The following is a 12,155-nucleotide window of genomic DNA, read 5'->3' as shown; positions in this document are numbered from 1 at the left end:
CGCGTCGCCGTGCGGGACCGGTGGGGTGTTTCCCGGGCCCGGAAGGCCGGTTCAGCCGAGACGGGCGATCGACTTGTACTCCAGGTAGGCCGACAGGCCCTCGGGGCCGAGCTCCCGGCCGAGGCCGCTCGCCTTGTAGCCGCCGAAGGGCGAGGACGGCTCCAGCGTGTTCATCATGTTGACGCCGTAGGTGCCGGTGCGCACCTGGCGGGCGACGTCCATGCCGCGCTCGACGTCCGCCGTCCAGACCGAGCCGGACAGGCCGTAGTCGCTGTCGTTGGCGATCCGGATCGCGTCCGCCTCGCCGTCGTACGGGATCACCGCCAGGACCGGGCCGAAGATCTCCTCGCGGGCGATGCGCATGTCGTTGGTGACCCCGGCGAACACGGTCGGGGCGACGTACCAGCCGCGGTCGAACGGCCGGTCGAGGCCGCCGACGACGGCCTTGGCACCCTCGTCGAGGCCGGCCCTGATGTATCCCTCGACCCGCTCCTGCTGCCGCTTGGCCACCAGCGGACCGATGCCGGTGGCGGGGTCGGCCGGGTCGCCGACCGGCTGGCCGGAGACCATGTCGGCCACCGCCTGGACGACCTCGTCGTACCGGTTGCGTGAGGCGAGGATGCGGGTCTGCGCGACGCACGCCTGGCCGTTGTTCATGAGCGAGGCGATCGACAGGAAGCCCATCGCGGAGGGCAGGTCGCAGTCGTCCAGGATGATGGCGGCGGACTTGCCGCCCAGTTCCAGGCTGCACCGCTTGAGCTGCTCGCCGCAGATGGCGCCGATGCGGCGGCCCGCCCCGGTGGAGCCGGTGAAGGCGACCTTGTCCACGCCGGGGTGGGAGACCAGGTGCTCGCCCGCCTCGCGTCCGGCGGCCACGATGTTGACGACGCCGTCCGGGATCCCGGCCTCCTTGACCATCTCGGCGAGGAGGTAGGAGTCGAGCGGTGTCTCGGGGGCGGGCTTGATGACGATCGTGCAGCCCGCGACGAGCGCGGGGGCGAGCTTGGTCATGATGACGAACTGCGGGACGTTCCACGGCACGACGGCGGCGACGACGCCGACCGGCTCGCGGCGCACCGTGACGGGCCCGAACATGCCGGGCCGCTCGTCCTCGACGGCGTAGGTCGCGCCCAGCTCGGCGAAGTACTGGAGCATCCCGAGCGGCTGCGGGGCCTGGGCGAGCTGGGAGAAGGTGATCGGCGACCCCATCTCCAGGGTGATCACATCGGCGATCTCGTTCTGCCGCGCCGCGTAGACCTCGGCCAGCCTCGCGACGACCGCGGCGCGCTCGGCCATGCTCATGCGAGGCCACGGCCCGCTGTCGAACGCCTCCCGCGCGGCGGCGACGGCCCGGTCCATGTCGGCCGCGGTGCCGTCGGGGACCCGCCCGACCACCTCCTCGGTGTGCGGGGACACGACGTCGATGGTCCCGGTGCCCGCGGGGGCCACCCAGTCGCCCCCGATGAAGAGTTTGTCGTGCTGAAGCATGGTGGTCCGCCTCCCGGTCGGGCGTGCCTCATTTGAGCGAATGCTTGGTTGGTACACAGTGTGTGTGCCGTGGCGTCACGGGACAAGTACCCGGCCGCCATTGGGACCGAATCATGTTCTGTCGGAGCTGGCAAGCCGCTCCATATCCGGTCAAATCCGGCAAACGCCGTAAAAGCCGGACAGGATCCCCCGTTCAGGTGGCAACCATCTTGATCACCTTCTATAGTTTCGGACCGTCTGCAGGGGAGGATCACGTGCAACCGGGGCGCTGGGTCGGCCTGGCGGTGGTGTTCACCGCGCTCCTCGGCACGCTCGCCACCCCCGGCGCGCAGGCCGCGCCGGACGAGCAGGCCAAGCTCAAGAAGCTCCGCGAGGAGGCCGCCGAGCTCACCAAGGCATACCGCGGCGAGATCATCAGCCTTGAGGACACCAAGAAGCTCGCGGAGAACTCCTCCGGCCGGGTGAGGCAGCTCAAGCGCTCTCTGGCCGCCGCCGAGCGCAAGCTGACGATGTTCGCCCAGACCGCGTACATGGGTGGAGTGCTCGACGACTCCCAGTTGCTGATGCCGCAGGCCGACCTCGGCGCCTACTCGATCGTCTCGTACCTCTCCAGCGAGAAGACCGAGCGGGTCACCTCGATCAAGACGCTGATCGCCGAGCAGAAGAAGGCGGCGAAGGACGCCGACGGGAAGATCGCCCAGCTGGAAAAGCACATCAAGGAGCTGAAGGCCAAGCAGGGCGAGGTCGAGCAGAAGCTGGCCAAGTTCGGCTTCCAGACCCCCGGCTCGTCGTCCGGCCTCACCCAGCGCCTGATCGACGTGCGAGCCGCGGTCATGCAGAACTTCCCGATGCCGTTCGGCGTGGGGTGCCTGCGCGTCGGCGACCCGGGGGAGCACGGCAAGGGCCGGGCCTGCGACTTCATGATGAGCAACGGCCGGATGCCCGACCCCGCGGCCAAGGCGCGCGGCGACGCCCTGGCGGCATGGTGCATCGCCAATGCCGACAAGTACGGGATCATGTACATCATCTGGCAGCAGCGCTTCTACGACATGCGTACCGGCGCGGGCTGGCGGATGATGTCCGACCGCGGGGGCATCACCGCCAACCACTACGACCACGTCCACGTCTCCGTGCTCTGACCCCGCGTACGGCCCGTGCCGTGCGGGCGGGCCCGCCGAGCATCCGAGGACGGCCACGTGGAAGCGCGGCTTCGGACGCCGTGCGGGTCACCCGGCGATCAGCCGCTTCAGCCAGTGGTAGCTGGCCTTCGGGGTGCGCTCCTGGGTGGCGAAGTCGACGTGAACCAGGCCGAACCGCTGGTGGTATCCCTCGGCCCACTCGAAGTTGTCGAGCAGGGACCAGACGAAGTAGCCGCGGACGTCAACACCCTCGGCCTGGGCCTGCCTGACCGCCGCGATGTGGCCGTCGAGGTAGTCGATCCGCTCCTGGTCGTCGATGCCCTCGTACGAGCAGCCGTTCTCGGTGATGTAGACGGGCGGGAGGGCCGCGCCGTACCTCGTCTTGAGGGAGACGAGCAGTTCGCGCAGGCTGTCGGGGACGACCGGCCAGCCGAACGCCGTGGTCGGGTAGCCGGTGATGCCGGCGTCGTCGAACGGCAGCGCGTCGGTGGAGGGGGCGGAGATGCGGGTGGGGTTGTAGTAGTTGATCCCCAGACCGTCGAGCGGCTGCCCGATCGTCTCCAGGTCCCCGTCGCGGACGAAATCCAGCTCTTCCACCCCGAACGCCGAAAAATCGGGATATGAGCCGACGAAGAGCGGGTCGTTGAACAGGCGGTTGTGCAGGGCGTCGTACGCCTCGGCGGCGGCGAGGTCCTCGGGGGCGTCCGAGGCGGGCCACACCGGCGTGCAGTTGTTCGTGATCAGCACCTGCTCCGCGCCGTTCGCCCGCAGCGCGGACACGGCGAGGCCGTGGCCGAGGAGCTGGTGATGCGCCACGGGGAGGGCGTCGAGGAACAGCGTCCGGCCCGGCGCGTGGGCGCCGAGGGCATACCCGAACGTCATGTGGACGAACGGTTCGTTGAGCGTGATCCACATCGGAACCCGGTCGGCCAACCGCTCCGCCACGATGGCCGCGTAATCCGCGAAATATCGGGGTGTGTCGCGGTTGAGCCAGCCGCCCTCGTCCTCCAGCGCCTGGGGGAGGTCCCAGTGGAACAGCGTCAGCGCGGGGGTGATCCCCTTCTCGCACAGGCCGTCCACCAGCCGGTCGTAGAAGTCGAGCCCGGCCTGGTTGACCGCGCCGCGCCCGGCGGGCTGGATCCGCGGCCACGCGACGGAGAAGCGGTACGCGTTGAGCCCCGCGTCGGCCATCAGCGCGACGTCCTCGGGCCAGCGATGGTAGTGGTCGCAGGCCACGTCGCCGGTGTGCCCGTCCCGGACCCGGCCGGGTTCGTGAGAGAACGTGTCCCAGATCGAGACGCCGCGTCCGTCCTCGGAGACCGCGCCCTCGATCTGATAGGAGGCGGTAGCCGTACCCCAGAGGAACATTGTCACCCTTTCGGATATGAGTGACGCTCAGGTTAACGCGCAGGACATCCGGGCGGTAGAGAATGGGCGAATGACGAACGCCGCGGGTGGAACGCTGCGCCGCCGCCCCTCCCAGCGCCGCAGCCTCGAACGGGTCGAGCGGATGCTGGACGAGTGCGCCCTGTTGCTCGACGAGGTCGGCTACGAGCAGCTCACGACCAAGGAGGTCGCCCGCCGGGCAGAGGTGCCCATCGGGACCTTCTACCAGTTCTTCCCTGACAAGCAGGGACTTGTCCGGGCACTCGCCCTGCGCAACCTCGACGCCTTCCTCGACCGGTTGGCCGCCAGGGTGGCGGGGGTCGCCCTGCGGGACTGGACCGAGGCCGTGGATCTGTTCATCGACGAGTTCGTCGAGATGAAACGGACGACGCCGGGCTTCGCCGTGGTCGACTTCGGCGAGATACTGACGACGCCCGGCGGCCCCCCGCTGCCCGAAACGCGGCGGATGCTCGACCGGGCGCTGGAGAACAACGTCATCGTGGCCGACCGGCTGCGCTCGCTCACCATCGAACTGCTCGGCGCCCCCAGGAGCGAGGGGCTCGGCCGGGTGTTCATCGTCGCGGTCGAGGCGGCCGACGCCGTGCTCAAGCTCGCTTTCCGCGCCCACCCGCAGGGCGACCCGGACCTGATCGCCGAGTGCAAGCGCCTGGTCCGCCGCTACCTGTCCGAGCACCTCTCCGGGTCGGCCGAGCCCGCGCCCGCCGACCGCGAGTCCGAGGCCGAGCCGTCCTAGGGCAGGACCCGCGAGCCATGGGCGGTAGTCGCCACGCGTTGCCGACCCGGACGAGGGCTGACCGGGGTCGGCCGTACGTGCCGGGCGGGGGGCTGACCGCGTGCCGACCGCCCGGCGTTCGCCACGCTGCCGCGCGGAGGTCAGGCGGCCTCGTCCAGCCGGGCGCGCAACGCCGGGTCCAGGTCCACCTCGACCAGCAGCTCGTCGAGCTGGGCCACCGAGCTGGCCCCCACGATCGGCAGGATGCCCTGGGCACGCAGCCAGGCCAGGACGACCTGGTTGCGGGTCGCACCCAGCTCGCGCGCCACGCCGTCCAGCGCGGCGAGCCGCCGGGCCGTCCCGGGGTGGTCGTACGGCTCCGGCAGCGGCTTGGCGGCGTACGCGCCCGAGAGCAGCGACGAGTAGACCCAGAGCGTCAGGTCCGGCTCCGAGCGCACGTAGTCCAGGGTCTCCTCGGTCACCTGGACGTGGCCGCCTTCCGGCAGTCGAACGCCCGGACGCGGGCGCAGGTAGGAATGGCGCAGTTGGAGGCAGGTGTACGGCGTTTGGCCGAGGTCGGCGGCGATCCGCCGGGCCCGCTCGACCCGCCAGACGAAATGGTTGCTCGCGCCGAGCATGCCGACCTTGCCCGATGCCGCCAGCTCGCCGAACGCCTCGACGGTCTCCTCCAACGGGACGGAACGGTCCTCGATGTGCGCCCAGTAGACGCCGAGGCGGTCGAGGCCGAGCCGGCGCAGGCTGCCCTCGGCCGCCTCGCGGATGACGGCCGCGGAGAGGCCCTCGGCTGAGTCGAGCGTCATGTCGCCGGGGACGGTGGGACGCGCCCCGCACTTGGTGCTCACCGTGATCCGGTCGCGTAGGCGGCGCGAGGCGAGCCACCGGCCGACCGTGCGCTCGCTCTCGTCCCCGGTCGCTCCCGGGATCCAGAAGGGGTAGTTGTTCGAGGTGTCCACGATCGTGCCGCCGCTCTCGGCGAACCGGTCCAGGATCGCGAACGAGGTGGCCTCGTCCACGGTGGTGCCGAACGGGATGGTGCCCAACGCGAGTTTCATGGCGTACACGCTGCACGGTGGAGTGCACTCCAGCGCAACCTGCCACCGTCGGTGTACAGGTCGCCGGCCGCCGAACCGACACTCGGCGGCCACCCTCCACGGCGCCGCGCCCCGGCCGGAGCATGGCAACGATGGACGGGAAACCCGCGACGGAAGGCGTTACGCGGATCGTGACGCCGCCCGGTCGGCTTGACCTGGAGCACGCTCCACGTGTCACGATCGGAGGCGTGACCGCCTACACACCGGGACAGGCCGCCGAGGAGACCGGATTCAGCCTGGACACGCTCCGCTATTACGAGCGCATCGGGCTGCTGGAGCCGATCGAGCGCAACGCCGCGGGGCAGCGCCGCTTCAGCGACGGCGACATCGGCTGGCTCGGCATGGTCCGCTGCCTGCGGGACACCGGGATGCCGATCGCCGAGATGCTGCGCTTCGCCGAGCTCACCCGCGCGGGCGAGCACACGATCAGCGACCGGATCGCCCTGCTTGAGGCGCACGACCAGGCCGTCGAGGACAAGATCGCCGACCTGCGACGGCAGCAGGGGGCGATCAAGCGCAAGGTCCAGTTCTACAAGGACGTGCTGGCCATCCCCGACGGGCTCTGCGAGCGCGAGGGCGAGCACGTCTCCTGACCGGCCCCCGACAGGCCCTGCTGTCGGGACGATCCGATGGCGACTTGATCACCAGGACGCCCGGCCCGGGGACGGCGTCCGCCGTCCCCGGGCCGGGCCTTGTCTCGGTCTACATGGTCAGGCGGTGGTGGTCACGCGGTACGCCTCGGCTTGGAGGTTGTACAGCTCGGCGTAGATGCCGGAGAGCGTCATGAGCTCGTCGTGCGTGCCGTGCTCGGCGACCTGCCCGTGGTCGAGCACGTAGATCCGGTCGGCGTAGCGGACGCTCGCCAGCCGGTGCGTGATGAGGAGCACCGTGCGCCCGTCGGCGTGCTGCCTGATCCGTTCGAAGAGCGCGTGCTCGGCGCGCGCGTCGAGCGCGGCCGTGGGCTCGTCGCAGATCAGCAGCGGCGCGTCCCGGTAGAAGCCGCGCGCGACCGCGATCCGCTGCCACTGGCCCCCCGACAGCTCCTGGCCGTCCTTGAACCGCTTGTCGAGCAGCGTTTGGTAGCCCTGCGGCAGCTCGGCGATGACCTCGTCGGCCCCGGCCACCTCTGCCGCCCGGCGTAGTGCCTCCTCGCCCTTCTCGGTGCCCATCGTGATGTTGTGCCGCGCGTTGAGCGGCCAGTGGCTGTGGTCCTGGGCGATCACCGCGATCCGCCCGCGCAGCAGGTGCGGGTCCACGCGGCTCAGGTCGGTGTCGTCCCACAGGACCCGGCCCCCCTCCGGGAGGTACAGGCCGGCCAGGATCCGGGACAGGGTGGTCTTGCCCGAGCCGTTCTCGCCGACGAGCGCGACGACCTCGCCGCGGTCGATCCGGATCGACACGCCGCGCAGGGCCGGCTTCTCCGCCCCGGGATAGCGGAACGTGGCGTCCTCGACGGTGATCCGCTCGAATGTCTCCGGCGGCGCCTCCTGCCGCTCCGGCGCCTGCTCCGTCTCGGCCGCCGCGCAGAAGTCGATGAAGTCGGTGAAGTAGAGCCCGTTCTCGTAGAGCCGGTTCACCGCGTACAGCAGGTTCGCGAGCGAGTTCTGCCCCGACCGGATCGTCAGTACGGCGGTGCCGGCCACGGCGAGCGGCACCGCGCCGAACGCGAGGAGCAGCCCGAGCGCGATGTAGATCAGGGCGGTGCCGAGGCCGCCCAGCGCCTCGCCGAAGAGGCGGGCGAACGTCTGCCGCCGGGCCAGCGCGACCAGGACCGCCTGCTCGGCCCGGGCCACCCGGTCGTAGACCCGGAGCAGGAAGCCCCGCATGGTGAAGGAGCGGACCTCCGCCGCGGTGTGCCGCACGGCGAGCAACTCGCTGACGATCCACTTGCGGCGGTAGGTGGGGACGAGCGACAGCATGGTGGTGTAGCGCATCCGGGCGGAGCGGATCGCCGACCACGCGTCGGGCAGGACGGCGAGGACGAGCAGCGGCAGCAGCGCCGGGTGGAGGACACCGAGGACGCCGACCGCCGCACCGAGGCCGATCGTCGCGGTGAGCACGTCGATCGCCGAGTCGACGACCGCGTCGGAGGAGTCGACGCCGCGGGCGCGGGCCCGCTGCAGGCTGTCGTGGAAGTCGGAGTCGTCGAAGCGGACCAGCGGGACGTCGCTGGTCACGCCGTAGAGACGTTTCTCGGCGATGCGGCTGACCTGGGGTTCGAGGCGGCTCTGCGCCCAGTTGGCCCCCGCCTGAAGGCTGGTGCGTATCGTGGCCGCCGCGCCGACGGCGAGCAGCGCGGGCAGCGCCGCGCGCACCCGCTCGGGCGTCGGCCCGGCGGCCAGGAGTGCCTGGAGCACGCCGGTGGTGGCCAGCAGCCCGAACGCGGTGAAGACGCCGGCGAGGAGGCTGAGGCCGATGGTGGCGACCGTGTCCCGGCGGCTCGCCTCCCAGGCCATGCGTACGGCCTGGACGATCAGCGCGGGCAACCTGCGGGCGATGGTGAAGAAGCCGATGTTCCGCATCGTTTCGTCGTGCGCGTGCCAGATATTGGCGCTGAGATCGGAGAAGTCCGGAAGGTCGTCCGGCTCCGGCTGCCCGTCCGGCCCCGTGTCCGGTGCTTTCCCGTCGGGCTCCGCGTCCGCTGTCTCGGTTGCTTCGGCGCTGTGTGGCGTGTCGGCCGTTCTCCCTCCGTGCTCTGTCTCCTCGGACCGGGCGCGCGGCGGCGCTTCGGCCGACCGCTCGCCGGGCTCCGAGGAGGACCCTGATCCTGATGTGGGGCGTGTCTCCGGGCTCGCCCCTGCGCCCGCCCCCCGCGGCGTCACAGACATGGCAGTCAGTGTGACGTGCATCACTGACATTTCCCATCGGCGGTGAGTCGCCAGGAACACGACCCCGGAGACAGGCGATTCCCTCCGTCGCGCTGTATACGGAGACGTTATCCGCGCGTAGCCGCCGATCCCTTGACGCCCGACGGTGCGAGATGGGTTGATAAAGGTTCTTGCTGACAACGTTGTCAGTGCTCGGGGGTAAGGATTTTCGACGACCACACACCCCGAAGGGATGTGCGATGAGGCGACGGTGGTTGGCGGCCGTGGCGGTCTCGATGGCGGGTCTGCTCACCCTCACGGCCTGTGGAGGCGGTGACGACAAGGCGGCCGGTGACGGGAAGTCCGGGCAGAAGAAGGTCGAGGTCTTCTCCTGGTGGACCGGCCCCGGCGAGGCCGACGGGCTGAAGGCCATGCGGGAGATCTTCGAGAAGGACAATTCCGGCTTCACGTTCTATGACGCCGCCGTCGCGGGCGGTTCCGGTGACCAGGCCCGCGCGCTGCTGGCCAGCAAGCTGCAGGCCAACCAGCCCCCGGACACCTTCCAGGGCCACGCCGGCGCCGAGCTGCAGGGATACATCAAGGCGGGCAAGCTGGAGCCGCTGAACTTCCTCTATGACGAGCTCAAGCTGAAGGACGTGCTGCCGCAGGAGCTGATCGACCAGATCTCGGTCCAGGGGCAGGTCTACTCGGTGCCGGTGAACATCCACCGGTCCAACATCCTCTGGCTCAACCCGTCGGTCCTCAAGGAGGCCGGGGTCTCCGCGGCGCCCGCGACGATCGACGAGTTCATCGCCGATCTGGACAAGGTGAAGAAGACCGGCAAGATCCCGCTCTCCATCGGCTCCCAGTGGACCGCCGTCCACCTGCTGGAGAGCGTCCTGCTCGGCTCGCTCGGCACCGACGCGTACAACCAGTTGTGGACGGCGAACGCCGACTGGTCCGGCGCGAACGTGACGAAGGCGCTGGAGAACTTCAAGACGATCCTGTCGTACGCCGGGACGCCCCAGGAGGACTGGCAGCCGGCGGCCAAGCAGGTCGCCGACGGCGCGGCCGCGTTCAACATCATGGGCGACTGGGCCTACGGCTACTTCCACAACCCGGCCCCCGGCGGCCTCGGCAAGACGTCCAAGACCGACTTCGACTGGGCCGCCTCTCCCGGCACGGACGGCACCTTCATGTGGCTGTCGGACAGCTTCACCCTGCCCAAGGGCGCTCCCAACCGGGACGGCGCGGTGGCGTGGCTGAAGGTCGCCGCCAGCAAGGAGGGCCAGGACGCCTTCAACCCCAAGAAGGGCTCGATCCCGGCCCGCAAGGACGCCGACAAGTCGCTCTACCAGGACTATCTCGCCTGGGACCTGGAGCAGTGGTCGAACGACAAGCTGGCCGGCTCCATCCAGCACGGCGTCGTCGCGAACGACGCCTGGCGCGCCGCGATCAACGACGCCGTCGGCCTCTTCCAGCAGGACCACGACGTCGCCAAGTTCCAGCAGGCGCTGGCCGCCGCCGCCAAGAACAGCGGGCAGTGACCTGACCTCCGTACGGCGCGCGCCGACTCCGGCCCCGGACCGGCGCGCGCCGCGGTCTCGTCGCTCGCGGAGCACATCGGACGCGCCGCGGCCCCCGGGCGGGCGCGTCCTCGACGTTGAGAGGTGCAATTGAGACGGGTGCGCAGGTGGCTGCCCGGCCTGCTCCTGGTGTCGCCGTCGATCGTCGCCATCGCGGTCTTCGTGTACGGCCTGCTCGGCTGGAACTTCAAGGTCGCGATGAGCGACCGGCACGACGAGATCTCGGAGGGGAGCTTCGTCGGGCTGGAGAACTTCACCGGCATCTGGGACCAGGAGCGGTGGGGGATCTCGGTCCGGCACGCGATCGTCTTCACGGTCGTCTTCGTCGGCGGGGCGCTCGTCCTCGGCTGGTTCCTGGCCTTCCTGATGGAGAAGGGCATCCGCGGGGAGGGCGGGTTCCGGGCGATCTACCTGTTCCCCATGGCCATCTCGTTCATCGCCACCGGCGTGGTCTGGCGGTGGCTGATGAACAGCGGCACGGGGGAGCAGGCGGTCGGGCTGAACAGCCTGTTCAGCCATCTCGGGCTGGACTTCCTGCAGTGGCAGTGGTTCCGCGACCCGGACTGGGGGATGGCCGCTATGGCGGTCCCCGCGATCTGGCAGATGTCCGGATATGTCATGGCATTGTTCTTGGCGGGCTTCCGGGGCGTGCCGGACGAGCTGCGCGAGTCCGCCCGGGTGGACGGATGCGGCGAGTGGCAGGTCTACCGGTACATCGTGCTGCCGATGCTGCGCCCGGTGACCCTGTCGGCCCTGATCATCCTCGGGCACATCTCGCTGAAGGTCTTCGACCTGATCGTGGCGGTGTCCGGCAAGCAGATCATCACCGACGTGCCGGCGGTCTTCATGTGGACGGCCGTCTTCGACTCGCACGACCCGGCCAAGGGGGCCACGATCGCGGCGTACATCGTGCTCTCGGTCGCCGTCTTCGTCATTCCGTATCTGGTGTGGAACGCGCGCAAGGGAAACAGGTCATGAGCGAGCGACTCGACGCACCGCGTGGGGAGGAGCCATGAGCGTCGCGCAGGAGGCCGTACGGCGGGCGGACCCGGTGGCGCGGGCCCAGCGGCGGGCGGCGCTCGCCCGGTGGGTGCGGCCGGCGCTGCTGCTGGTCTTCGTCGTGGTGTTCCTGATCCCGGTCTACGTGCTGGTGGTGACCAGCTTCAAGCCGCTCTCGGAGGCCGACCCCTCCCAGGCGTGGAACCTGCCGAAGGTCTGGACGACCGAGGCGTGGAGCGTGGCGTGGGAGAAGCTCCAGCCCGGCATCGTCAACAGCGTGCTGCTCGCCGTGCCGGGGTCGGTGATCTCCGCCGTCCTCGGCTCGATGAACGGGTACGTGCTGTCGAAGTGGCGGTTCCCCGGCGCCGACCTGGTGTTCACCCTGTTCCTGTTCGGCATGTTCATCCCGTACCAGGGCGTGATGATCCCGCTGGTCCAGCTCATGGTGAATCTCGGCGACGCGCTCGGCGTCCAGCTCTACGGCGGGATCCCCGGGCTGACGCTCGCCCACGTGGTGTACGGCATCCCGATCTGCACGCTGATCTTCCGGAACTACTACGTGACGATCCCGGACGAGCTGGTCGAGGCGTCCAGGGTGGACGGCGCGGGCATGCTCCGGACGTTCCGGTCGATCATCCTGCCGGTCTCCGGCCCGGCGTTCGCCGTCGTGGTGATCTGGCAGTTCACGTCGATGTGGAACGACTTCCTGTTCGCCGTCTTCCTCACCGCGCCCAGCTCGTGGCCGACGACGGTCATGCTCAACAACATCGCGGGCGCCCAGACCGTGCCGTACAGCCAGCAGATGGCCGCCGCCATCCTGGCGTCGATCCCCACCATGGTCGTGTACGTGCTGCTCGGCCGGTTCTTCATGCGCGGCCTCATGGCGGGCGCGCTGAAGGGCTGAA

At 69.9% G+C, this 12,155-nt stretch carries 10 protein-coding genes; 6 read left to right on the top strand and 4 right to left on the bottom strand.

The window, feature by feature from the left end; translation table 11 throughout:
• Positions 1-51: 51 nt before the first annotated feature.
• Positions 52-1,488, bottom strand: a complete 1,437-nt coding sequence (locus AWQ68_RS28930) for an aldehyde dehydrogenase (protein WP_066946061.1) — start codon at positions 1,486-1,488, stop codon at positions 52-54.
• Positions 1,489-1,742: 254 nt separating this feature from the next.
• Here AWQ68_RS28930 and AWQ68_RS28925 point away from each other — a divergent pair, with 254 nt between their 5' ends.
• Complete coding sequence (locus AWQ68_RS28925; protein WP_157545855.1) at positions 1,743-2,627, top strand: coiled-coil domain-containing protein; 885 nt, start codon at positions 1,743-1,745, stop codon at positions 2,625-2,627.
• A gap of 87 nt (positions 2,628-2,714) precedes the next feature.
• On the opposite strand, the gene AWQ68_RS28920 is transcribed toward AWQ68_RS28925, so the two are convergent.
• Positions 2,715-3,995, bottom strand: coding sequence for a GH1 family beta-glucosidase (locus AWQ68_RS28920; protein ID WP_066946058.1), 1,281 nt, complete (start codon positions 3,993-3,995; stop codon positions 2,715-2,717).
• Positions 3,996-4,065: 70 nt separating this feature from the next.
• Between AWQ68_RS28920 and AWQ68_RS28915 the strand changes: the two genes are divergently transcribed.
• Positions 4,066-4,767, top strand: a complete 702-nt coding sequence (locus AWQ68_RS28915) for a TetR/AcrR family transcriptional regulator (protein WP_066946055.1) — start codon at positions 4,066-4,068, stop codon at positions 4,765-4,767.
• Positions 4,768-4,907: 140 nt separating this feature from the next.
• Here the strand turns inward: AWQ68_RS28915 and AWQ68_RS28910 are convergent, their stop codons facing one another.
• Positions 4,908-5,819, bottom strand: coding sequence for an aldo/keto reductase (locus AWQ68_RS28910; protein WP_066946052.1), 912 nt, complete (start codon positions 5,817-5,819; stop codon positions 4,908-4,910).
• A 227-nt stretch (positions 5,820-6,046) separates the two neighbouring features.
• Here AWQ68_RS28910 and AWQ68_RS28905 point away from each other — a divergent pair, with 227 nt between their 5' ends.
• Complete coding sequence (locus AWQ68_RS28905; protein ID WP_066946145.1) at positions 6,047-6,451, top strand: MerR family transcriptional regulator; 405 nt, start codon at positions 6,047-6,049, stop codon at positions 6,449-6,451.
• A gap of 117 nt (positions 6,452-6,568) precedes the next feature.
• On the opposite strand, the gene AWQ68_RS28900 is transcribed toward AWQ68_RS28905, so the two are convergent.
• Positions 6,569-8,380, bottom strand: a complete 1,812-nt coding sequence (locus tag AWQ68_RS28900; RefSeq protein WP_245656177.1) for an ABC transporter ATP-binding protein — start codon at positions 8,378-8,380, stop codon at positions 6,569-6,571.
• Positions 8,381-8,925: 545 nt separating this feature from the next.
• Here AWQ68_RS28900 and AWQ68_RS28895 point away from each other — a divergent pair.
• The 3 genes from AWQ68_RS28895 to AWQ68_RS28885 all read left to right on the top strand — a co-directional run bounded on the left by AWQ68_RS28895 (position 8,926) and on the right by AWQ68_RS28885 (position 12,154).
• Positions 8,926-10,212, top strand: a complete 1,287-nt coding sequence (locus AWQ68_RS28895) for an ABC transporter substrate-binding protein (RefSeq protein ID WP_066946048.1) — start codon at positions 8,926-8,928, stop codon at positions 10,210-10,212.
• Positions 10,213-10,350: 138 nt separating this feature from the next.
• Positions 10,351-11,229, top strand: coding sequence for a carbohydrate ABC transporter permease (locus tag AWQ68_RS28890; protein WP_245656176.1), 879 nt, complete (start codon positions 10,351-10,353; stop codon positions 11,227-11,229).
• Between the two features lie 34 nt (positions 11,230-11,263).
• Positions 11,264-12,154, top strand: coding sequence for a carbohydrate ABC transporter permease (locus AWQ68_RS28885; RefSeq protein WP_066946042.1), 891 nt, complete (start codon positions 11,264-11,266; stop codon positions 12,152-12,154).
• The last annotated feature ends 1 nt before the right edge of the window (position 12,155 follow it).

The sequence above is a fragment of the Microtetraspora fusca genome, from assembly GCF_001570365.1.
Taxonomy (GTDB): domain Bacteria; phylum Actinomycetota; class Actinomycetes; order Streptosporangiales; family Streptosporangiaceae; genus Microtetraspora; species Microtetraspora fusca.
The sequence above is the reverse complement of the archived record's forward strand: the minus strand, read 5'-3'. Positions and strand labels throughout refer to the sequence as shown.